The organism is Streptomyces noursei (assembly GCF_001646665.1).
Taxonomy (GTDB): domain Bacteria; phylum Actinomycetota; class Actinomycetes; order Streptomycetales; family Streptomycetaceae; genus Streptomyces; species Streptomyces lavendulocolor.
This window is the reverse complement of record NZ_LWBU01000158.1, coordinates 17,232-37,931: the sequence shown is the minus strand read 5'-3', so window position 1 is coordinate 37,931 and position 20,700 is coordinate 17,232. Positions and strand designations below refer to the sequence as shown.

The window sequence follows — 20,700 nt, the reverse complement described above, 5'->3', positions numbered from 1 at the left end:
CACTCTGTGCGGGGCCACCCCCCAGGCGCCCCCTCCCGGACAACCCGGTCCAATCCATCCTGACACACGTGTCCGGAAAGCCACGAGGGCGGCCACCCGCCCCCGGGACCCCACGGCCGCCCGTCACCGTCACCCGCCCCGCGCCGCCGGCGCGGCGTCCCGGCCGCCCGTCAGATAGCCGGAGACGACGACGTTCGCGGTGTAGACACCGGCCGCGCGGTCGAAGGTGCCGCCGCAGGTGATCAGGCGCAGTTCGGGGCGGCCCGGACTGCGCTGCCCGTACGCCTTCTTCGGGTCGAACTCGTGCCGGGCGAAGACCTGCACGTCGTCGATGGTGAACTCGGCGACCGAACCGTCCGTCCGGGTCACCCGGACCCGCTCGCCGGGGCGGGCCGAGCTGAGGCCGTAGAAGACGGCGGGCTCCGTCTCGGTGTCGACGTGGCCGACGAAGAGCGCGGCGCCGTCGGCGCCCGGCTTCGCCCCGCCGCCGAACCAGCCGACGCTGTGCGCCTCCTCGTACGGGGGCGGGTCTATCGCGCCCGTGCCGTCCAGGCCCCGCGGGGCGACCGGCGCGGTGATCCTGAGCGACGGGACCTCCAGGCGCGCGGGGGCGGCGGGCTCCATCGGCGGGCGGGCCGGCGGCAGCGGGACGCCCAGGGGGCGGCCGACGGCGGCCACGTCACCGGTGGTCGGCGCGGACAGGCCGCCGGGGCCGGCCGTGATGTCCTTGCCCCACAGCCACAGGCCGAGCAGCAGCAGTGCCCAGGCCACACCGGTGAGCAGCCGGCCGTTTCCGGCGGGGCTCGGTGCGCGGGACACGGTCAGTCCGCGCGGGTACGGCGCCGGCGGCGGGTGCTGCGGAACGCGACGGCGACCGCCGCGGCGCCCGCCAGCACCAGGCCGATCACGGTGTGCGGGGTGCCGGGCCCCTGCCCCTCGGTGTCGCCGCGGGGCGCGTCGGCGGCCATCGGCGCCGCTCCCCCGCCCCCGGCCCGTACCGGGGCGACGGGGGTGGCCGGCGTGTGGTGGGTGACGTGCACGGTGCCGGCGTCGTGGTGGTCGCGCCCGTCGCAGTGGACGGTGAGCGGGTACGTGCCGGTGTCCAGGTGGGACTTGACGGTGGTGTCGCCGTGCAGCGGCCCGCCCTTGCCCTCGCGGCCGGACAGCTCGGCGTCCGCGACGAAGGCCTTCGACCTGACGGAGCCGTGCTCGGCGCGGCAGCCGTGGACCCGGACGTCCACGTCCTCGCCGGGCCTGGTGGTGGCCGGGACGACCACGGCCGTCACCTTCTCCCGGTGCTTCTCGCCGTCCCGGTGCTCCTCGCCGTCACCGGCGTGCGCCGGCCCCGCCGCCAGCGCCAGGACGGTGACCGTCCCCGCGGCACGGAGAGCAAACAAAGCTGAACGCATCGTGAACCTCCTGCACTGAAGATTCACCCGGTTCGGCGGTTCCCGCATCCGCAGGGGGACGGTGTTCACCCGGTCGGACGTCGCTGACCTGGGCTGATGCCCGGCCGAACAGGTCAGATGCGATCCACCAGATCGGCGATGGAGTCGACGACGGTCGAGGGCCGGAAGGGGTAGCGGTCCACGTCGGCCGGGGTGGTGAGCCCGGTCAGGACGAGGAAGGTCTCCATACCGGCTTCCAGGCCGGCCAGCACGTCGGTGTCCATCCGGTCGCCGATCATGGCGCTGGACTCCGAGTGGGCGCCGATGGCGTTCAGGCCGGTGCGCATCATCAGCGGATTGGGCTTGCCCGCGAAGTACGGGTCCTTGCCGGTGGCCTTGGTGATCAGCGCGGCGACCGAGCCGGTGGCGGGCAGCGGGCCCTCGGTGGACGGGCCGGTCTCGTCGGGGTTGGTGCAGATGAACCGGGCGCCGCCGTTGATCAGCCGGATCGCCTTGGTCAGGGACTCGAAGCTGTAGGTGCGGGTCTCGCCGAGGACGACGTAGTCGGGGTCGTGGTCGGTGAGGATGTAGCCGATGTCGTGCAGCGCGGTGGTGAGCCCCGCCTCGCCGATCACGTACGCCGTGCCGCCGGGCCGCTGGTCGTCCAGGAAGCGGGCGGTGGCCAGGGCGGAGGTCCAGATGTTCTCCACCGGCACGTCCAGCCCCATGCGGGCGAGACGGGCGTGCAGGTCGCGGGCGGTGTAGATGGAGTTGTTGGTGAGGACCAGGAAGGGCCGCTCCGCGTCCCGCAGTTTCTTGATGAAGGCGTCGGCACCGGGGATGGGAACGCCCTCGTGGATGAGGACTCCGTCCATGTCGGTCAGCCAGGACTCGATCGGCTTGCGCTCTGCCATGGGGCGGGACTCCTGCCGTACGGATACGTGCATGCGTGCTGGGGGCGCCGCGACAGCGCTGTGGCGACGCCCCAAGACTAGGCCCTGCCGGACCGGGCGGGCCGGGCCGGGGAGCGCCGGTCCGGTGCGTGCGGACGCAGGGCGGAGGAGGGGGTCGCCGCGGTGGGGCCCCTGGTCGAGCGAAGCCGAGACCTTGGGGGAGCCGGCGACCGGCGACGCCGCCGCAGGGGTGGGTGCCGGGGCACGGGAGCCCGCGCACGGCCGGCCGGACTCGTCCTGATCGGCTCGCGCCGATCCTCACCCGTCGACCGTCCGGTGCCAGTTGGTCGGACCCGTATGGCGGGAAGGGAAGGAGACGGCCCGGGGGCAGCGCTCGGCCCTCGCTCAGGTTCTCGACGGCGGGCCCCGTCGGTGGGGCCCGTCAGGGCCGGGTGGGGCGGTGATGGCGGCCCGTCAGGGCCGGTGGCGCCGGGCGGCTCCGGCGGTCAGCCGCGGCGGTCGCGGATCCGGCCCGCCAGGGCGAGCGTTCCGGCGCCGAGGAGGAAGGCGAGGACCGACGCCCCGGCGATGACCAGGACGTTGCGGCCGGTGCGCGGAAGCTCCTCGGCGAACTGACTGGCGGGCTCGTCGTGGACGAGCGCGAAACGGTAGTCGGCGGACTCGCCCACCCAGTCGCCGTCCCCGCCGCGCCGCTGGACGACGGCGGCGTTCGCGGTGATGGTGTCGGGCGGGGCGTCGGAGGTGAAGGCGAGGCGGACCGGCACGGTGACGGTCCGTCCGGGCGCCACCACGAAGCCGCGGAAGCGGTCGCCGCCGCGGGCGGAGCCCGTACCGGTGCCCGTGACGCCGACGCCCGCGGTGCCCGCGGCTTCGCCCGCCGCGCCGGCGTCCAGGACGCCGACGAGTTCGCTCTCGTCGGTCTTCTCGATGACGACGGGGTGCTGGCGGCCGCCACCGCCCCGCTCGTCGGCGCCCTCGTAGAACTCCAGCTGGATCTGTCCCGGCTTCAGGGCGCGGGTGCGGTCGGTGAAGACGATCACCGGATGGATGTTGCGGCAGGGCTCGGCGGTGGTGTTGGTCAGCTCCACCGTCCAGGTGTGGAAGCCGCCACCGGGCCGGTACGAGGCGGGCCCGCCGACGATGCGGGTACGGATGGGGAACTCCGCGGCCGAGGGCGTGCCGCAGGCGGGCTGCCGGTCGGGAACGGCGGCCTCGAAGGTGGCGGTGCCGTCCGCCGGCGCCGCCGCGGTGAGCGCGAGTACGGCGACGGCGACGGCGGCGCCGGGGGCGGTGGCGTTGCGCAGTCGCATGGGGAACCTCTGGCGGCCGGTGGACAGTCGTGCCCCGAGAACCTCCCACGCGGTCGTCCCGCCGCACCGCGCAGCCGGCCACCACCCGCCGTACGGCCGCCCGGAAGCGCCCGATCGGCGCAACGCGGGCTCGGGTGGTGACGACGGGCGGTCGGCCACGGGCGGCCCGGCCGCGTGACCCGCCCGCGTGTCGTTCGCGCCCCGCCCCCGCCCGGTCAGCGGGGGGCCGGCGGCAGGTCAGCGGCCGAAGACCGGGGCCAGGACCAGCTGCGCGGCGCCCTCCGCCACCGGGTCGGGCGAGCCGTCCGCGAGGGCGACCGGCACGGGGGCCTCGCCCGCGCGCTCGGCCCGCTCCGCCAGGACCGCGCGGACGCCCCGTACGAACGGCTCCGCCGCGCCCGCCACCACCCGGCCGCCGAGCAGCACGCGGTCGATGTCGAGCAGTTTGACCAGGTTCGCGGCCCCGGCGCCCAGCACCCTGGCCGCCTCGTCGAGGTCGCCCCGCGCGACGGCCGCCAGGCACAGCGCCTCCAGGCAGCCGCGCCCGCCGCACCCGCACGCGGGGCCGTCCAGCTGGACGGTCTGGTGGCCGAACTCCCCCGCCCCCGTGCGCGCGCCCCGGTACACGGCGCCGCCGAGGACGAGCCCCGCGCCCAGTCCCGTACCGAGGTGGAGGTAACCGAACGAGTCGCCGCCCGCCCCGCTCAGCGCGATGCTCAGGGCCGCCGCGTTCGTGTCCTTGTCGAGCACCACGGGCAGCCCCAGCCGCCGGGCGAGCGCGTCGCGCAGCGGGAAGCCGTCCCATTCGGGGAAGCCGGTCACCCGGTGCGGGACGCCCGCCGCGTGGTCGAGCGGGCCCGGCATGGCGACGCCGACCCCGAGCAGCGGCCGCGAGGTGAGCGCGGCGACCTCGCCGGCCGCCACCTCCATGACCACCTCGGCCCCGGCCCCCAGGTCCAGCGGGACGACGTTCGCCGCCACGATCACGCCCGACAGGTCGACCAGGACCGCGGTCAGCTCGTCCCGGTCCAGGTGCAGGCCCACGGCGTGGGCGGCGCCGGGGACGAGCCGCAGGACGGTGCGCGGCTTGCCGCCCGTGGAGGCGCGGTACCCCGCCTCGGCCACGAGCCCCTCCTCCCGCAGCCGGGCGGTGATCTTGCTGACCGCCTGCGGGGTGAGCCCGGTCCGGTCCGCCAGTTCCAGCCGGCTCGCGCCCTCCTCGCCGGCCGTGCGCAGCAGGTCGAGCACGAGTGCGGCGTTGTGGTTGCGGAGGGCCGGCAGGTTCACACCCGTGTCGCTGTTCACCGTCCCATTGTCGCGCCCGCTTGCACTTTGGCAACAGCGTTGCTTAAGTGGCGGGCATGACTGGACCGCTGCGCGTCGGACTCGTCGGCTACGGCCTGGCGGGCTCCGTCTTCCACGCCCCGCTGATCGCCGCGACCGAGGACCTCGTCCTCGACACGGTCGTCACGTCGGCCCCGGAGCGGCGGCAGCAGGCCCGTACGGCCTTCCCCGGCGTCCGGTTCGCCGCCTCCCCCGACGAGCTGTGGGCCCGGGCCGGCGAGCTGGACCTGATCGTCATCGCGTCCCCGAACAAGACGCACGTACCGCTCGCGACCGCCGCCCTCGAGGCCGGCCTCCCGGTCGTGGTGGACAAGCCGGTCGCCGGCACGGCGGCCGAGGCGCGCGGCCTCGCCGACCTCGCCGAGGCGCGCGGCCTGCTCCTCTCCGTCTTCCAGAACCGCCGCTGGGACAACGACTTCCTGACCCTGCGCGCACTGCTCGAGCGCGGTGAGCTCGGTGACGTACAGCGCTTCGAGTCCCGCTTCGAGCGGTGGCGGCCGCAGCTCAAGGGCGGCTGGCGCGAGTCCGGCGACCCGGAGGAGTTCGGCGGGCTGCTGTACGACCTGGGCAGCCACGTCGTCGACCAGGCGCTCGTGCTGTTCGGCCCCGCCACGCGGGTGTACGCCGAGGCGGACGTGCGCCGCGAGGGCGCCGAGGCCGACGACGACACGTTCATCGCGATCACCCACGCCGGGGGCGTCCGCTCCCACCTGTACGTCAGCGCCACCGCCGCCCAGCTCGGCCCCCGCTTCCGGGTGCTCGGCTCGCGGGCCGGGTACGTCAAGTACGGCCTCGACCCGCAGGAGGCGGCGCTCCGCGAGGGCGCGCGCCCCGGCCCCGGCTGGGGCGCCGAGCCGGACACCCTGTGGGGCGCGCTCGGCGCCGGGGAGTCCCCGCTGACGGGCGGCGGCACCCCGGTCCCGTCCCTCCCGGGCGACTACCCCGCCTACTACGCCGCCGTGGCCGCCGCCCTGCGCGACGGCACGCCCCCGCCGGTCACCGCCCGGGAGGCGGCGGCGGCCCTGGACGTCCTGGAGGCGGCCCGCCGCTCGGCCCGCGACGGTGTGGCGGTGACCCTGTGAGCACGGAGCCCGGGACCCCCATGAGCCCCATGGACCGCACCGCCCCCGCAGACCGCACGGACCAGACGGACCGCACGGACGGCAACGACCGCACCGCCCCGAGCGTCGCCGAGCTGGAGGAGCAGCAGGCCCGCCTCACGCTCCCCCGCTTCACGTACGACGACGCCTGGACGCTGGGCACCCTCCTCGTCGAACTGGCCCGGGAGCGCTCCGCGCCGGTGGCCGTCGACGTCCGGCGCGGCGGCCAGCAGCTCTTCCACGCCGCCCTGCCCGGTTCGAGCGCGGACAACGACGCCTGGATCGACCGCAAGCGCCGGGTCGTCGAGCGGTACGCCGAGAGCTCCCTCCTGGTCGGCACCCGGTTCCGCGCGAAGGGCAAGTCCTTCGACACCGACTCCCGCCTGGACCCGGACCGCTACGCGGCGCACGGCGGTTCGTTCCCGATCACGGTCACCGGCGCGGGCGTCATCGGCACGGTCACCGTGTCGGGCCTGCCGCAGCTGGAGGACCACGCACTGGTGGTGGAGGCCCTGGAGCGCCTCACCGCCCGATGAGCCGGCGGGCCGCCCCTTTCCCCCGGGGGGTGGCCCGCCATTTCCCCGCCGGCCCCGGCCGGTGGGCCCATGGTGCTCAGGGGTGCATCCGGGCGCCCTTGACCACCTTGTCGACCGCGTTGCGCGGCCCGTACACGGCGAGCCCCACCAGGTCCAGCAGGTCCTTCGGGACGGCCCGTACCGCCGCCCGGTTGTCGCGGTCGTTGCCGGTGGCGAAGAGGTCCGAGGTGAACACCGACCGGGGAAGCGCACGGGACAGGGCGCGGCCGTGCGCGGCGGTCAGCGTCTCCTTCGACGCCTCGAAGACCAGCACCGGCTGACGGAACATCGGCAGGTAGGGGGTGCCGTCGGCGTCCGCGTACGGTTCGCCGACGACCTCGGGCACGTCCGTTCCCAGGCCGCTGACCAGGAACGCGGTGACGTTCAGCCGCTGCCAGAGCTCCAGGTCCTCCCGCAGCAGGACCGCGATCTTGGTGTCGAAGCGTACGGGCGGGCCGCCGGCCGCCGCCGCGGGGAGCGCGGTGGGGGCGGCGGTGGGGGCGGTGGGCGCGGTGCGCGCCGGGCTCGTGATGGGCGTCGTGGTCATGCCCCGATGCTGCCGCCGGCCGTGCCGACGGGTCTTGTACGTTCTTTGCATGGTGGCCAGGCAGCGGGTGTCCGCGTGGCGCCCGCCGGTCGCGGGTGTCGTGGAGGTCTTCCACGCCCACTTCACCGAGCACCGCTACCCGATGCACGTCCACGACGCGTGGACCCTGCTGATCGTCGACTCCGGCGCGGTCCGCTACGACCTGAACCGCCACGAGCACGGCACCCCGCGCGACACGGTCTCCCTGCTCCCGCCGCACGTGCCGCACAACGGCTCGCCCGCGACCGAGCAGGGCTTCCGCAAGCGGGTCCTCTACCTCGACCTGACCCAGCTGGACGAGAGCTTCATCGGCCCGGCGGTGGACGCCCCCGACCTGTGCGACCCGGTGCTGCGGCGGCGGGTCGGGCAGCTGCACACGGCCCTGGCGCACCGGGGCGACGAGCTGGAGGCGCAGAGCCGCCTCGCCCTGATCGGCGAGCGGCTCCGGGCCCACCTGCGGCCCCGGCTCGCCGCCGCCCCCGGGACGGCCGGCCCCCGGGCGGCCGGCCACGGGGTGGCCCACGGCCTGCGGGACCTCCTCGACGAGCGGCTGCTCCAGGGGCTGTCGCTGGACGAGGCGGCGCGGCTGGTGCACGCCCACCCGGCGCACCTGGTGCGGGCGTTCAGCGCCGCCTTCGGCATCGCCCCGCACCAGTACCTGACCGCCCGCCGGGTCGACCGCGCCCGGCGGCTCCTGCTGGACGGGCAGCCACCTGGCGCGGTGGCCGCCGCGGCCGGCTTCTACGACCAGTCGCATCTGACGCGGCACTTCAAACGGCTCGTGGGCGTCGCTCCGGGCCGCTACGCCCGTACGGCTGCGGCCGGCGGCAGGTGACGGCCGGCGGCCCGGCCGCCCACCCCGTACCGCCTCCGCCTCCGCGTCCGCCTCTCCGTACCGCCTCCGCTTCCGCTTCCGCGGCAGCGTCCGCGTCCGTGTCCCGTCAGGCGTCCTTCAGCTGCTGCCGCTGCCGCCCGAGCCCCTCGACCTCCAGCTCGACGACGTCCCCGGCGCGCAGGTACGGCTTCGGCTCCGGCTGTCCCATGGCGACGCCCGCCGGCGTACCGGTGTTGATGACGTCGCCCGGGTACAGCGTCATGAACCGGCTGACGTACCGCACGACCTCCCCCACCGGGAAGATCTGGTCGGCCGTGGAGCCGTCCTGCTTCAGCTCGCCGTTCACCCACAGCCGCAGGCCCAGCGCCTGCGGGTCCGGCACCTCGTCGGCCGTCACCAGCCAGGGTCCGAGCGGGTTGAACGTCTCGCAGTTCTTGCCCTTGTCCCAGGTGCCGCCGCGCTCGATCTGGAACTCGCGCTCGGAGACGTCGTGGGCGACCGCGTACCCGGCGACGTGCCCGAGCGCGGCCTCCGCCGACTCCACATAGCGGGCGGTACGCCCGATGACCACCGCCAGCTCGACCTCCCAGTCGGTCTTGCGGCTGCCGCGCGGCACGAGCACCGTGTCGTCCGGGCCGACGACGGTGTCGGCCGCCTTGAGGAAGACGACCGGCTCGGCGGGGGTCGCCTGGCCCGTCTCGGCGGCGTGGTCGTGGTAGTTCAGCCCGATGCACACGACCTTGCCGATGCGGGCGACCGGCGGCCCGATCCGCAGCCCGGCCGGGTCCAGCGCGGGCAGCACGCCCGCGCCGGCCGCGGCCCGGATCCGGTCGAGCGCGGACGCGTCGGAGAGCAGGGCTCCGTCGATGTCGGGCACGATCGCGGACAGGTCCCGCAGGACCCCGTCCCGGTCGAGCAGCGCGGGGCGCTCCGCCCCCGCCGTACCGACGCGCAGCAGCTTCATGGTCTTCTCCCTGTGGTCGAGGTAGGCCCCGGCCGATGGGGTGCGGCCATCGGAGGATTGGTCGATCCTCCAAGAACTCGGTTCACCCCGCAAGACCCCGTTCACACCGTGGACGGCTCGCGGTACAGGTAGGCGCGCTCGGCGGCGGTCCACACGGTGCTGGTGACGACGTAGAGCGCGGCGGCGAGCGGCACCACGGCGACGGTGATGAGCGTGGCGAAGGACAGCAGCGGCATCACCTTGCCCACCCCGGCGCCCAGGCCCCCCGCCATGCCCTCGCCGAGTTCCGTCATCTGCCCCTTGGTACGCCGGTAGGTGTACGTGGCGACGGCGGTGACGATCACGAACAGCGCCAGGTACACCAGCCCGGCGTCCCCGAGGAGGCCGCCGTGCCCGAGGGCGTCCGTCCAGCGCCCGCCGAGGGGCGCGGCGAGCAGGGTGTGCCCGGTCATGCCGCCGCTGGAGAACAGGTGGTACATCAGGAGGAAGGCGGGCGCCTGGAGCAGGCTCGGCAGGCAGCCGGCGAGCGGCGACACCTTCTCCCGGGCGTGCAGCTCCAGCACGGCCCGCTGGAGTCGCTCGGGGTCCTTGGCGTGCTTCCTGCGCAGCTCGGCCACCTGGGGCGCGAGGCGGGTGCGCGCCTTCTGGCCGCGTGCGGCGGCCCGGGACAGCGGGTGCACGGCGAGCCGCACGGCCAGGGTGAACACGACGATGGCGGCGGCGGTGGCGGAGCCGTGGAACAGGGGCTGGAGCAGGCCGGCGAGCTGCTCGACCAGCGAGGCGAAGACGGACATGGGTGGGAGCCCTCCGAGGGTCTCGTCGTACCGGAGAAGTGGATCTCGGCATGACGGAACCGCGTGGGGCGAAGCCCGGAAGGAGGAGCCCTACGCGGCCGTCGGGAGGAGACGGCCGGGCGCCCGGGGCCGCCGGCGCCCGGAGGCGTCGGGGTCGCGCTGGGGCAGGAAGGCGGTGCGCTGCTCGCGGTCGCGGATGGCCGTGCGCACGCGTGTCGGTGGTACGGCGGGCACGAGACGTGCGGCGACGACCGCACAGGCGACCAGTTCGGAGCCGACGGCGGCGAGCGCCACCGCCGCAGAGAGGGCGCCGCCCTCGGCGTACACGCCCTCGGAGAAGAGGAACACCAGGAAGCCGAGCAGACCGCACGGCACCAGCCGCGCGACGAGACCGCTCATGATCGCCCCCCTTCCTCTCCCCTGTTGACGCGGCGCACCGCCCGGAGGTTGCCCCGCGCGACGGCCCGTCGCGCCCACTGTACTCGGCGGCGCGAGGCGACGGGGTGCCGATCCCGGCCACGTACGTGAACGCCCATGCCCCGGCGGCCGGACCGGAGAAGGTCCCGGAGCGCCCGGGCGGCCGCCCCGCGCGGACGCCCGCCGCCGCCTCCGTACCGCGCCGGCCGCCGCCCACGCACCGGCCCTCTACCGGCCCGTGAGGCGGCGGCACCACCGGCGCACCCGTCGCCGTACCGTCCGCCGGCATCCGCTCGCGCCCGGCGGGACGACAGGTCTCCGCGGGTGATCCCACCGGTCCGCCGCACAGCAGTACGGTGTCCCCCATGCGCCCCGACACGCCTGCCGATCACATCACCGAAGCCGAGCGTCTGCTGCGCACCGCGGCGCAGTACCCCGAGGACCGCGAACCGCTGCTCCTCCGGGCGGCCGCCCACCTGGAGCTGGCCGGCGCCCGCACGCGCGCGACGACGCTGTACGACGACCTGCTGGCCGCGACACCGCCCCCGGAGAACCCGCAGCTGGCCAAGGCCCTGAAGGCGGCCAACCTCTGGGAGTACGGGCACGAGGCCGAGGCCCGGGTCATCATCGACGGCATCCGCGCGACGCCCCCGTCGGACGCCGCCGCGTGGGAGATCGTCGCGGAGACGCTGGAGGCCCACGACGAGCTGGAGTCCAGCGAGGCCGCGTTCTCCACCGCCGTCACGGCCCTGATCCCCTCCCCCGACGACGAGGTCCCGTACCCCTCGCAGTCCCTCCTGATGGGCCGCCACCGCGTGCGCCGGCTGCTGGGGATGCGCCACGACGACTGGGACGTCCTGGCGGACCGCCTGCACACCGGCTCCGTGCCGCTGGACGAGCTGCACGACCCCAAGCGCCTGTGGTCCCTGGGCTCCTCCGACCCGGCCGAACTCCAGGCGGAGATCACCCGCCTCCGCAGCGAGCTGGGCTCCTACCGCACGGCCCTGTCCCGCCCCTTCCCGGTGGCGGTCCTGCTGTGGCCGGCGGACGAGCTGACCGAGCTGCTGGCGGCCTACCCGGAGCTCGAGGCGGAGTACCCCACGCACGAGGCCCACCTCACCGACCTGGAGGCCTCCCTGCGCGAACTCGCCTCCGCGGGCACCCCGAACCTGGGCATCGTCCAGGGCACGGTCCCCTCGTACGAGGCGTTCGCCGCCTCCGAGTCGACCTCCCCCTCCAACGCGGCACTGCTCCCCCAGTACGCCACCACCCTCGCCGCCCGCGGCCGCGCCACCCCCTGGCCCCCCTCCCGCACCGCCCCCTGCTGGTGCGGCTCGGGCACGGCGTACGGGGAGTGCCACGGGACGCCGAAGATCTGACCGTCCGGGAATTGGACCGTTTCCCTCCTCTTCACCACACCCGTGCAGTATTTTCACTCTCAACTACTGCCGTGACTGGCCCCCTGTTCCCCCACACAGCTCCAGTCCCCGTGTGTGAGGGAGACGTGTGCCCATGAGGAACGCGTACCAGCAGCCGTCCGCCGCCCGCCCCCTGTACCGCATGAAGCGCGTCTGGGCGGGCGGCCTGCTGCTCTTGATGATCGGCACGGGCTGCGGCGCCCTGGGCTCCGAGGACACCTCCAAGCCCACCACCAAGGCCGCCCCGGCCCCCGCCGTCACCGTGACCACCACGGCCACCGCGACCGTCACCACGACCCCGTCCGCCGCCCCGGCCCCCACGGTCACCGCCACCAGGACCGTCACGGCCACCGCCACCGTGACCCGCCAGGCCCCGGCAGCCGCCGACGACTCGTCCGACGCCGCCGCGGACACGGACGCCGACAGCGGCAGCGTCTACTACGCCAACTGCACCGCCGCCCGCGCCGCCGGCGCCGCCCCGGTCCACCGCGGCGAGCCCGGCTACGCCAGCCACCTGGACCGCGACAACGACGGCGTGGGCTGCGACAACGGGTGAGCACGTCGATCAACACGGTCGGGCGAGGACTGTGGTTCGAGTGCGCAACCACCTCTCCCCATGCGGTCCGCCTGCGCCGGCACAATGTCAAGGTGCCCGATGCCGTCCCTTCCTCCGCCGCCGTGTCGGCGAGGATGAGCCGCCAGCTCTCCCGCGACACCGCCCCCGAGGTTGCCGTGCGCAAGCTCCTCCATGCGGCGGGGTTGCGTTACCGGGTGAACGTCCCCGTCCCGGGCATGCGCCGACGGTCGATCGACATCGCCTTCGGCTCGGCCAAGATCGCCGTGTTTCTCGACGGCTGCTTCTGGCACGGTTGCCCGCAGCATGCGACTCATCCGAGGTCGAACGCCGAATGGTGGCGGGCGAAACTCGCCAAGAACATCGCTCGTGACCGCGAGACCACGGAGCATCTCCAAGCACTGGGATGGACAGTGATGCGGTTCTGGGAGCACGAGAGCCCCGACGCCGTCGCTCAGGCAGTGACTCAGGCGCGGAGAGCGGTCGCAGCATCACCGCGACCCACGAAGCGTCGCCCCTGACCGGGCTCCCGACCCACATGGTTCGAGGGCTCCGCACACCGGTCGTCAGCCCCGACCGCAGCTCCGTTCACATCGTCCACTCGGCAAGCAAGGCGAGGACATGGCTCACGATTGGCAGTTCGACGTCCCCACCGCCGGGAGCAAGCGCCTTCCGCCCGACGCGCGTTACATGGAAGCGCTGAGCAGCCAGGGCTACAGCTTCGAGGTCGCGATCGCCGACCTCGTCGACAACTCCATCGACGCCGGGGCGAAGGACGTGGTCGTCCACTTCCTCCGAGACGGTGATCAACTCGTGAGTCTCCTGGTGGTCGACGACGGCAAGGGCATGGACGAGAAGGCCCTGGACGTCGCCATGACCGTGGGAGGGCGACGTGACTACGCCGCCGGGGCGCTGGGCATGTTCGGGACCGGCCTCAAGGCCGCCTCACCCAGTCACGCCTCGGCCGTCACGGTGGTCACCACGACCAAACGCACGCGCGCCGTCGGCCGCCGATGGCTCATGGCGCGCGCCGTGTCGGGATTCCAATGCGACATCGTGGCCCCTGACTATGCCCAGAGCCTCATCGACCGTTATGACAACAAGCGGCCCATCGAGTGGCAGGGCACCGTCGTCCGGTGGGACGGGGTCAAGGGTTTCCCGAAGCACGGGGGCGGCGGTCAGACGGACCGCTATCTCCATCGGACGATCAACAAGTTGGGCCTGCACCTGGGGCTCCATCTCCACCGTTTCCTTGCCCGCGACGACTTCAACATCACCATCGCGGTCGAGGACGTGCGCACCGGCACGGTCTACATGAACTTCGGCGTCGAGCCACTCGACCCGTTCGGGTACCCGGTCACTGGTCACCCCGACTACCCGAGGAGCTTCACGGCTGCCCTTCCTTCAGTCGGTGGGGTCACCCTTGAAGCCCACATCTGGACTCCGAAGTCGAATCTCGACGAGTACAGGGCGGTGGGTTCGGTCATGGACCGGCAGGGCTTCTACTTCTACCGTCATGACCGCTTGGTGCAAGCCGGCGGATGGAACAACTTCCGTCAGCCCGAGCAGCATCTGTCCCTGGCGCGCGTCGCGGTGGACCTGCCCGACGACCCGGGCGACGCCTTTCGGCTCACAGTGAAGAAGTCGGGTGTCGAGGCAACCCCCGAATTCAGCGCCGCGCTGGAGAAGGCCGACGCGAGTGGGCGCACCTTCCTCGATTACCTGGTTGCCGCGGAATCTGTCTACCGCGACGCTCGCAAGCGTTCCGGCACCACGCGGAAACCGGTCCTACCACCCGGCAAGGGACTGGACCCCGTCGTGCGAGAGACGATCGAGGACGAACTCCCGATCATCCCGTCCGAGGAACCGATCTCGCTGCGTTGGCAGAAGCTGGACAACGAACTCTTCTTCGCGGTCGATCGCGAGGATCGAACCATCGTCCTCAACCAACACTATCGAGCCGCGATTCTGGGCGGCCGACGCGGCGGCCTCAATGACGCCCCTCTCATCAAGTCCTTGATGTACATGCTCCTGCACCAGGTCTTCGAGAAGGAGTACAGCGGCAGTCGCGAAAAGGACAATCTGCAGCTCTGGCAGTCCATCCTGATCTCCGCGGCTCGGGCAGAGCTGGACAGGGTGGCCGACGATGACTGAGCGTTCCTACGTGCCCTGGCACTCGGTCGAGCACTACCTGGGCATGGGACAGTGCACGTCGTACCGGCTCTCGCCGCCCTCCGCCCGCCCCGAGGTGTGGTACGTCATCGGCGACGACGGCCGCGAAATAGCCCTCCACGTGGAACTGGGGCGACGACACCAACCGCCGCGATCGCCGCTGGCGTCGATCCGCATCGACCAGATCGCGGAGCGGGGTATGCGGATGGCGCGAATCAGAACGACCCAAGCCACTCTGATACGCGACTTCCACGACCTGCTGAACGCCGTCGCCGATCGCATAGTCGGTCAGGAACGCACACTCGACCAGGCACTCGCCGAGACCGTACGGGCCTGGAGCGCGCTGTTGGACAGGCCGCGCGGACTCAGTACGGAGCAGCGCATCGGTCTCATGGGGGAACTCGCGGCCCTGGCCTCGATCGCCCGCTCGCAGGATTGGTCCACGGCTGTCGAGTCGTGGAAGGGCCCCCGCGGCGAGGAACACGACTTCGGGCTCGCCGGCTTCGACCTCGAGGTAAAAACCACCTCCGCCGAACGCCGTCGCCACGGCATCCATGGCCTGGGCCAATTGACACCGTCCGTTCACCGGCCGCTGTGGTTGCTCTCCTTGCAGGTCACTCGCGGGGGGTCGGACGGGCGCACACTCAGCTCGTGCGTGGATTCCGTGCGGAGCCGTGTGGGCGAGCATGCACCCGCCTGCCTCGACCTGCTGGACGAGCAACTGATCGCGTGCGGCTGGGACGCCGGTCTCCGTGACGACGAGCGATGGCGCCTGCGGACGAAGCCACTCGCTCTCCCGGTCGACGGCCGTCTTCCGCGCCTCGACCCGCAGTTGATCCCCGAGCCGTTTCGGAACCACATCGCGAACATCACCTACACAGTGGACGTGACCGACATCGAGGCGCCCACCAGCCCCCCGCACATCTTGACCGATCTCCACCTCCCGTAAGCACTCGAGGACCCATCAATGAATTCCGCGGAAATGCTACGGATCACCCTGCACACCTCGGCGCTGGCAGGAATGGACATCCGGCCGAAGAACCTCCGACGCGCCCTGGAGTACCAGGCCGAGGAGGAGGGCCCCGAGGCCCAGCTCCTTGCGACGGAGACCGACTTCATGCAAGTCCTGAGCAGCGCCCATGCAACCGACCAGCTGGTGGAGCTGTGGCGCAAGCAGCTCACGCACTGGGACTACGTGGAGAACCCCGCCTGGTCCCGGACGGATCCGCGCACGGACGAACGTCGTACTGCCGCCCTCGCTCTTCTCGGAGTGTCGGAACGGACTCAGCAGCTCCTCAACTCCCTGATCCCCGTGCCCAAGGCGTCCGGGCCGGTTGTGATCAGCGACAGGTTCACTCCCTGGTACACGCCCCAGTCGCAGCAGGGCCGCTCCTGGTACTGGCCGGCATACAGGCGCCTACTCGCACGGAAGGGCTGGTCGGAAGCGGCCGTCGCGGGTCTCGACGCGGCTTCGGACCGCGTGGTGGAGCGACTCGCCAATCCGACGTCCGACAGCGCCTACCAGTCCAAAGGGCTGGTCGTCGGCTATGTGCAGTCGGGCAAGACCGCCAACTTCACAGGGGTCATCGCAAAGGCCGCCGATGCCGGTTACCGCCTGATCATCGTGCTGGGTGGGACTCTGAATCTGCTGCGGGCACAGACACAGCGCCGTCTCGACATGGAACTCGTGGGACGCGAGAACATTCTGCGTGGCGCCTCCGAGTACGAGTCCGACTATGCGGACGATCCTGCCTGGAGTCGGGGGGAGTTCATCGCACACGGTGGTCTGCCGTCCGCCCTCGGTGGCTTCGACATCGTCCGCATGACGACGAGGGACAACGACTACAAGAGCCTCCTTCAAGGCATCGTCGCCCTGGAGTTCGAAAAGCAGGAGCCGGCGCTTCCCCTTTTCGACCCGCGGAACTTGCACCGCTCCTCCGCCCGCCTGATGGTGGTCAAGAAGAACAAGACCGTTCTGACTAAATTGGTCAAGGATCTCAACAAGATCAAGACGCCGCTCGGCGAGATTCCCGTCCTGATCATCGACGACGAGTCCGACGAGGCCTCGGTCAACACATCGAACCCGAACAAGCCGAACGCCGAACGCACCGCCATCAATGAGAAGATCTCCGAGCTCCTGAGGCTCCTCCCCCGAGCCCAGTACGTGGGTTACACGGCGACACCGTTCGCCAACGTGTTCATCGACCCGAGCGACACCGAGGACATCTTCCCGAAGGACTTCATCGTCTCGCTTCCGCGCCCGGAGGGATACATGGGCGTGCAGGACTTCCACGACCTGGATTCGCCGATCCCGCCGGCGGAACGCACCTTCGCGAACTCGAACGAGAAAGCGCACGTGCGCGACATCCATCTGTCCTCCGAGGATGACGAGACTGCACTGCAGCAAGCGATGGACATGTTCGTCCTCACGGCGGCCATGAAACTGTATCGCGAGGCCAACGGCCTCGGGGACCGATACTTCCAACACCACACCATGCTGATTCACGAGTCCGTTCGCACGGCCGATCACCGTGAGCTCCGCGGGCGGGTGCAGAAGATGTGGTGGTCCGCCGGATACACCGGCCCGTCGGGTCATGAGCGCCTCCGCGCTCTCTTCGACACAGACGTGGCTCCCGTGTCGCACGTCAGGGCGGACGGATTTCCGATCCCGCCTTCGTACGACGACCTGTCCCCGTACATCGGTGCCGCGGCCATCCGCATCGGTGGGGACGATCGGCCGATCATCGTCGTCAACGGTGACAACGACATCGAGAACGGCGAGGCCGACTTCGACAAGCGCTCCTTGTGGAAGATCCTCATCGGTGGTCAGAAGCTGGCCCGCGGCTTCACCGTCGAAGGCCTCACCGTGACCTACTACCGCCGCCGCACCAACAACGCCTCCACGTTGATGCAGATGGGACGGTGGTTCGGCTTCCGCAAGGGATATCAGGATCTGGTCCGGCTGTACCTGGGGCGCGAGGAGTCGATGGGCCGAAAGGACATCGACCTGTACGAGGCGTTCGGGGCCATCTGCCGTGACGAAGAGAGTTTCCGCGAGGAGCTGCGGCAGTACTCCGTCCTGGTCGACGGCGAGCCGCAGGTCACTCCCGAGCAAGTGCCTCCACTGGTTACTCAGCACCTCGCCTGGCTGAAACCGGCGAGTGCCAACAAGATGTACAACACGCGTGTCGTCGAGATTCACTCACCCGGCAAATGGGAGGAACCGACGGCATATCCGTCGAGCACGTCCGACCTTCGCGAGAACACTGCCCGATGGCAACCCGTGCTCGAAGCGTTGTCGACGACTCCGAGCACATTCGCGTACTACTTCGACGAGGCTGAGACCCACCACCGCTTCGACGCCCTCACCGGGGTTCTTTCCAACAGCGAGTTCCTGACCCTGGTGCGATCACTGAAGTGGGACGTCGCAGGGCGGTTCGACCCGCACCTCACCTATCTGGAGGAGATCAGTCGTACCTCTCCCGCGAAGGTGGACGACTGGCTCGTACTCGCGCCGCAGCACACGTCCCGGAACAAGCAGGTGTCCATCGGCACGTCGTCCCGGTCCATTTCGTGGTTCGGTCGTCAACGCCGCCGTGGCGAGGTGTTCGGCGCCATCAGCGAGCCCAAGCACCGTGCGGCTGCTCTCCGCATCGCCGGCGCTCTTCCCCACGGAGGGAACGACACGACGGAGCAGTACGTCTCCGAGCGGCGCGGGGTGGTCTCCCTCTATCCGGTGGTAGAGCCGGAGCACAGGAGGGAGATCGAGTCGTCCGGGCGCATCGACCCTGGAAAGGTCGTGATCGCGTTCACCTTCGTGGCTCCGGCCTCGGCACGAAGCAGTGATGGGAAGGTGATTCGCTTCACCACGATCAACTCGGCCGACACGGGAGGGTGAGCCGACCCCGTACCCGTCCCTGCCTCGACACACATGCGGCAGATCTCTCTAACATGGATAGCCGGTGTCGGGGTGGGGAAGGCGGGCACATGCAGGAGCGGCATTTCACCGTGGTGGAGCTGTGCGCGGGGGTGGGCGGGCAGGCTCTGGGCCTCGAACAGGCGGGGTTCCATGTCGTCGCCGCTGTGGACATCGACGCGGACAGTTGTGCCACCCTGGCACGCAACCGACCTCACTGGTACATCGTCCACGACGATCTGAATCACATCGAGCCCGTGCACCACGAGCCGATGGACTATGCCGATGTGCTCAGCTGCGGTCTTCCTCGCTCCCCCTACAGCATCGCAGGGAAGCAGCTCGCGACGGACGACAAGCGGGACACCCTTCGCGCCACGCTGGACATGGCCTCCTACATCAGGCCCAGGGTGTTATTGCTGGAGAATATTCCCACCTTTCTCCACGCGGCAAAATTCGAGACGGAGCGTCGAGCCGTACAGGAAGCGGTCCATGACCTCGGCTACCAACTGAAGTCGGCCGTCCTCACGGCCACGGACTTCGGTGTGCCGCAGCACCGTCCGCACGGCTTCATGGTCGCCATGCACCCCGATGATCTGTCGCACTTCGAGTGGCCCGAGCCATACCCCGGCGTCTGCCCGAGCATGGGCGAGACCCTTCATGAGTCCATGGCCTCCGCCGGTTGGCCGGAGGCCGCCGACTGGGCAGCCCGAGCTTCCGAGCCGGCGCCACTGATCATGGGTGGAGCCACCGGCCGTGGGGGCGCGGACCTCGGCGCCAGCCGCGCCAAGGCGATCTGGGCACGCTGGGGCGTCTACGGCGGAAGCATCGGCGACTCGGTGCCGGGGCCCGACTTCCGTATGAACTTCGATGTCGAACCACGGTTCGGTCTGCCACGGATCACCGTGGACCAGGTGGCTCTCCTCCAGGGCTTCACCAGGGAATGGGGGATCGTCGGCAGAAAGACATCGGCGTACCGGCAGATCAGCCAGACCACACCCCCGCCGCTGGCTGCGGCGGTCGGACGACAGATCATGTCTGCACTTCGTCACTCCACGCGTACCCCCTGAAGCAGTGGTCGGCTCGCGGGCGGCCGTGATGCACCGGTTGCCGGAGGCCTCACGCCGCCCACGCGTGCGCCTTAGTAGAATCCCATCCCATGGCGACCACCTTGACCGACACTGCTGCGGGCACAATCTCAGCCCGACCCGAGATCACGGTGGTGGACCTGTTCTCCGGCGCGGGCGGGTTCTCGGCCGGATTTCGCGCGTACGAACCGGCCGGCAAGGGATCCTCACCTTTCCGGTCGGTCGCGGCGGTCGAGTTCGACGAAGCAGCAGCCGCCACGTACGCGGCCAACTTCGGCACGGCTCATGTCGCCAATGTCGACATCAGCACTTGGGACGCCCGGCCCTACGAAGGACAGGTGGACGTCGTCATGGGCGGCCCACCGTGCCAGGGCTTCTCCGCCCTGCACAGAAACAACCCGGACAAGCCCAAAGTGGACGACCCGCGCAACCAGCTGTGGATCGAGTACATGCGCGTGGTCACCACGATCAAGCCCAAGATCTTCGTCCTGGAGAACGTCGATCGTTTCCTCTCCTCCCGCCAGTTCGACGAGCTGAGGACCGCGACCCGGCGCGGGGGCCCTCTCGCCGATTACGAGCTTCGCTCGAGAGTCCTCAACTCTGCGGACTACGGAGTTCCCCAGGCCCGCCGCAGGGCGATCGTCATCGCCACCCGCAAGGATCTCGGCGCTCCTCTTGAGCACCCGGGTCCGACGCACGCGCGGAACGCAACTCTTTCCCAACCGACTCTCGACGGAAAGCAGCCCTCGCCGCTGGAGCCGTGGGTCGCTGTCGGTCGTGCGGTTTTCGACCGCACACCGAAGGACGCTCCCCTGGTCAACCTCCCCCAGCGGGAGGACAAGCCTCTGGGGCTCCTTCTGCCCGGCCCCTATCTGACGACGGAGCTGCACATCGGCCGCACACCCACCGGCCTGTCGTTGGAGCGGTACAAGGCCATTCGACCCGGTGGAAACCGTCACGACCTTCGGGGTAAATGGGCCGTCGTCGACGGTGAGAAGAAGTACCTGTCCACGGAGAGTTGGGACAAGCACAACACCGGCTCCGGGGACGTCATGGGACGCATGCACGAGGACCGCCCGTCGGTCACGATCCGCACGGAGTTCTACAAGCCGGAGAAGGGCCGATATCTCCACCCGAAGGAGAACCGCCCCATCACCCATTATGAAGCCGCTCTGATCCAGGGATTCCCTGGCGACTTCAAATGGTTCGGCAGCAAGATTCAGATCGCGCGGCAGATCGGTAACGCCGTGCCCGTAGGCCTGGGCCGCGCTCTGGCCCAGGCCATCCACGAACGACTGAGCGCCTGAA

The 20,700-nt window shown here is 71.1% G+C and carries 20 protein-coding genes; 11 read left to right on the top strand and 9 right to left on the bottom strand.

Annotated features, from left to right (window positions below):
* Nucleotides 1–129 precede the first annotated feature (129 nt).
* The 5 genes from A4V12_RS12290 to A4V12_RS12270 form a co-directional block, all read right to left on the bottom strand.
* Nucleotides 130–825 (bottom strand): class F sortase, encoded by a 696-nt coding sequence (locus tag A4V12_RS12290; protein WP_079136998.1) that lies wholly within the window; start codon nucleotides 823–825, stop codon nucleotides 130–132.
* Entirely contained in the window at nucleotides 822–1,409 is a 588-nt protein-coding gene (locus tag A4V12_RS12285; RefSeq protein WP_064069337.1) for a hypothetical protein, read from the bottom strand. Before A4V12_RS12285 ends, A4V12_RS12290 begins: the two co-directional genes overlap by 4 nt.
* Nucleotides 1,410–1,522: 113 nt before the next feature.
* Complete coding sequence (locus A4V12_RS12280) at nucleotides 1,523–2,302, bottom strand: HAD-IIA family hydrolase (RefSeq protein WP_064069336.1); 780 nt, start codon at nucleotides 2,300–2,302, stop codon at nucleotides 1,523–1,525.
* Between the two features lie 485 nt (nucleotides 2,303–2,787).
* A complete protein-coding gene (locus A4V12_RS12275) occupies nucleotides 2,788–3,612 on the bottom strand; it encodes a hypothetical protein (protein ID WP_064069335.1) in 825 nt (274 codons plus the stop codon).
* A gap of 237 nt (nucleotides 3,613–3,849) precedes the next feature.
* Complete coding sequence (locus A4V12_RS12270; RefSeq protein WP_234372159.1) at nucleotides 3,850–4,917, bottom strand: ROK family transcriptional regulator; 1,068 nt, start codon at nucleotides 4,915–4,917, stop codon at nucleotides 3,850–3,852.
* 56 nt (nucleotides 4,918–4,973) lie between these two features.
* On the opposite strand from A4V12_RS12270, the gene A4V12_RS12265 reads away from it, so the two are divergent.
* Together A4V12_RS12265 and A4V12_RS12260 are read left to right on the top strand one after the other, a co-directional pair.
* Nucleotides 4,974–6,038: a Gfo/Idh/MocA family oxidoreductase gene (locus tag A4V12_RS12265; RefSeq protein WP_064069574.1), complete on the top strand. Its 1,065-nt coding sequence runs from the start codon at nucleotides 4,974–4,976 to the stop codon at nucleotides 6,036–6,038.
* 20 nt (nucleotides 6,039–6,058) lie between these two features.
* Nucleotides 6,059–6,592, top strand: coding sequence for a heme-degrading domain-containing protein (locus tag A4V12_RS12260; RefSeq protein ID WP_423563136.1), 534 nt, complete (start codon nucleotides 6,059–6,061; stop codon nucleotides 6,590–6,592).
* A 76-nt stretch (nucleotides 6,593–6,668) separates the two neighbouring features.
* Here the strand turns inward: A4V12_RS12260 and A4V12_RS12255 are convergent, their stop codons facing one another.
* The gene (locus tag A4V12_RS12255; protein WP_234372158.1) at nucleotides 6,669–7,178 is read right to left on the bottom strand and encodes a DUF2000 family protein; all 510 of its coding nucleotides are present in this window, start codon (nucleotides 7,176–7,178) and stop codon (nucleotides 6,669–6,671) included.
* 49 nt (nucleotides 7,179–7,227) lie between these two features.
* Between A4V12_RS12255 and A4V12_RS12250 the strand changes: the two genes are divergently transcribed.
* Nucleotides 7,228–8,052, top strand: coding sequence for an AraC family transcriptional regulator (locus A4V12_RS12250; RefSeq protein WP_064069333.1), 825 nt, complete (start codon nucleotides 7,228–7,230; stop codon nucleotides 8,050–8,052).
* Nucleotides 8,053–8,158: 106 nt separating this feature from the next.
* Here A4V12_RS12250 and A4V12_RS12245 read toward each other — a convergent pair whose 3' ends face one another.
* The 3 genes from A4V12_RS12245 to A4V12_RS12235 all read right to left on the bottom strand — a co-directional run bounded on the left by A4V12_RS12245 (nucleotide 8,159) and on the right by A4V12_RS12235 (nucleotide 10,209).
* On the bottom strand, nucleotides 8,159–9,016 hold the full coding sequence (locus tag A4V12_RS12245) for a fumarylacetoacetate hydrolase family protein (RefSeq protein WP_064069332.1): 858 nt from the start codon (nucleotides 9,014–9,016) through the stop codon (nucleotides 8,159–8,161).
* 101 nt (nucleotides 9,017–9,117) lie between these two features.
* Nucleotides 9,118–9,810 carry a YidC/Oxa1 family membrane protein insertase gene (locus tag A4V12_RS12240; protein ID WP_064069331.1) on the bottom strand — a complete coding sequence of 231 codons (693 nt, stop codon included), beginning with the start codon at nucleotides 9,808–9,810 and terminating at the stop codon, nucleotides 9,118–9,120.
* A 90-nt stretch (nucleotides 9,811–9,900) separates the two neighbouring features.
* Entirely contained in the window at nucleotides 9,901–10,209 is a 309-nt protein-coding gene (locus A4V12_RS12235; protein ID WP_064069330.1) for a DUF6412 domain-containing protein, read from the bottom strand.
* 383 nt (nucleotides 10,210–10,592) lie between these two features.
* On the opposite strand from A4V12_RS12235, the gene A4V12_RS12230 reads away from it, so the two are divergent.
* The 8 genes from A4V12_RS12230 to A4V12_RS12195 all read left to right on the top strand — a co-directional run bounded on the left by A4V12_RS12230 (nucleotide 10,593) and on the right by A4V12_RS12195 (nucleotide 20,699).
* Nucleotides 10,593–11,606 carry an SEC-C domain-containing protein gene (locus A4V12_RS12230; RefSeq protein ID WP_064069329.1) on the top strand — a complete coding sequence of 338 codons (1,014 nt, stop codon included), beginning with the start codon at nucleotides 10,593–10,595 and terminating at the stop codon, nucleotides 11,604–11,606.
* 133 nt (nucleotides 11,607–11,739) lie between these two features.
* On the top strand, nucleotides 11,740–12,201 hold the full coding sequence (locus A4V12_RS12225; protein WP_064069328.1) for an excalibur calcium-binding domain-containing protein: 462 nt from the start codon (nucleotides 11,740–11,742) through the stop codon (nucleotides 12,199–12,201).
* Nucleotides 12,202–12,293: 92 nt separating this feature from the next.
* Nucleotides 12,294–12,740: a very short patch repair endonuclease gene (locus tag A4V12_RS12220; RefSeq protein ID WP_234372172.1), complete on the top strand. Its 447-nt coding sequence runs from the start codon at nucleotides 12,294–12,296 to the stop codon at nucleotides 12,738–12,740.
* 100 nt (nucleotides 12,741–12,840) lie between these two features.
* Nucleotides 12,841–14,373, top strand: coding sequence for an ATP-binding protein (locus A4V12_RS12215; RefSeq protein WP_064069327.1), 1,533 nt, complete (start codon nucleotides 12,841–12,843; stop codon nucleotides 14,371–14,373).
* Nucleotides 14,366–15,340, top strand: coding sequence for a PD-(D/E)XK motif protein (locus A4V12_RS12210; protein ID WP_064069326.1), 975 nt, complete (start codon nucleotides 14,366–14,368; stop codon nucleotides 15,338–15,340). The genes A4V12_RS12215 and A4V12_RS12210 overlap by 8 nt, the downstream gene beginning before the upstream one ends.
* Nucleotides 15,341–15,358: 18 nt before the next feature.
* Nucleotides 15,359–18,289, top strand: coding sequence for a Z1 domain-containing protein (locus A4V12_RS12205; RefSeq protein WP_064069325.1), 2,931 nt, complete (start codon nucleotides 15,359–15,361; stop codon nucleotides 18,287–18,289).
* An 89-nt stretch (nucleotides 18,290–18,378) separates the two neighbouring features.
* Nucleotides 18,379–19,374 (top strand): DNA cytosine methyltransferase, encoded by a 996-nt coding sequence (locus A4V12_RS12200; RefSeq protein WP_064069324.1) that lies wholly within the window; start codon nucleotides 18,379–18,381, stop codon nucleotides 19,372–19,374.
* A gap of 89 nt (nucleotides 19,375–19,463) precedes the next feature.
* Complete coding sequence (locus A4V12_RS12195; RefSeq protein ID WP_234372157.1) at nucleotides 19,464–20,699, top strand: DNA cytosine methyltransferase; 1,236 nt, start codon at nucleotides 19,464–19,466, stop codon at nucleotides 20,697–20,699.
* Nucleotide 20,700 lies beyond the last annotated feature (1 nt).

Coding starts and splice junctions, on each gene's coding strand:
- A4V12_RS12260 (WP_423563136.1), top strand. CDS start 6,059: ATGAGCCCCATGGACCGCACCGCCCCCGCAGACCGCACGGACCAGACG.
- A4V12_RS12265 (WP_064069574.1), top strand. CDS start 4,974: ATGACTGGACCGCTGCGCGTCGGACTCGTCGGCTACGGCCTGGCGGGC.
- A4V12_RS12275 (WP_064069335.1), bottom strand. CDS start 3,612: ATGCGACTGCGCAACGCCACCGCCCCCGGCGCCGCCGTCGCCGTCGCC.
- A4V12_RS12230 (WP_064069329.1), top strand. CDS start 10,593: ATGCGCCCCGACACGCCTGCCGATCACATCACCGAAGCCGAGCGTCTG.
- A4V12_RS12195 (WP_234372157.1), top strand. CDS start 19,464: ATGGCGACCACCTTGACCGACACTGCTGCGGGCACAATCTCAGCCCGA.
- A4V12_RS12200 (WP_064069324.1), top strand. CDS start 18,379: ATGCAGGAGCGGCATTTCACCGTGGTGGAGCTGTGCGCGGGGGTGGGC.
- A4V12_RS12210 (WP_064069326.1), top strand. CDS start 14,366: ATGACTGAGCGTTCCTACGTGCCCTGGCACTCGGTCGAGCACTACCTG.
- A4V12_RS12235 (WP_064069330.1), bottom strand. CDS start 10,209: ATGAGCGGTCTCGTCGCGCGGCTGGTGCCGTGCGGTCTGCTCGGCTTC.
- A4V12_RS12255 (WP_234372158.1), bottom strand. CDS start 7,178: ATGACCACGACGCCCATCACGAGCCCGGCGCGCACCGCGCCCACCGCC.
- A4V12_RS12240 (WP_064069331.1), bottom strand. CDS start 9,810: ATGTCCGTCTTCGCCTCGCTGGTCGAGCAGCTCGCCGGCCTGCTCCAG.
- A4V12_RS12250 (WP_064069333.1), top strand. CDS start 7,228: ATGGTGGCCAGGCAGCGGGTGTCCGCGTGGCGCCCGCCGGTCGCGGGT.
- A4V12_RS12280 (WP_064069336.1), bottom strand. CDS start 2,302: ATGGCAGAGCGCAAGCCGATCGAGTCCTGGCTGACCGACATGGACGGA.
- A4V12_RS12215 (WP_064069327.1), top strand. CDS start 12,841: ATGGCTCACGATTGGCAGTTCGACGTCCCCACCGCCGGGAGCAAGCGC.
- A4V12_RS12225 (WP_064069328.1), top strand. CDS start 11,740: ATGAGGAACGCGTACCAGCAGCCGTCCGCCGCCCGCCCCCTGTACCGC.
- A4V12_RS12285 (WP_064069337.1), bottom strand. CDS start 1,409: ATGCGTTCAGCTTTGTTTGCTCTCCGTGCCGCGGGGACGGTCACCGTC.
- A4V12_RS12205 (WP_064069325.1), top strand. CDS start 15,359: ATGAATTCCGCGGAAATGCTACGGATCACCCTGCACACCTCGGCGCTG.
- A4V12_RS12245 (WP_064069332.1), bottom strand. CDS start 9,016: ATGAAGCTGCTGCGCGTCGGTACGGCGGGGGCGGAGCGCCCCGCGCTG.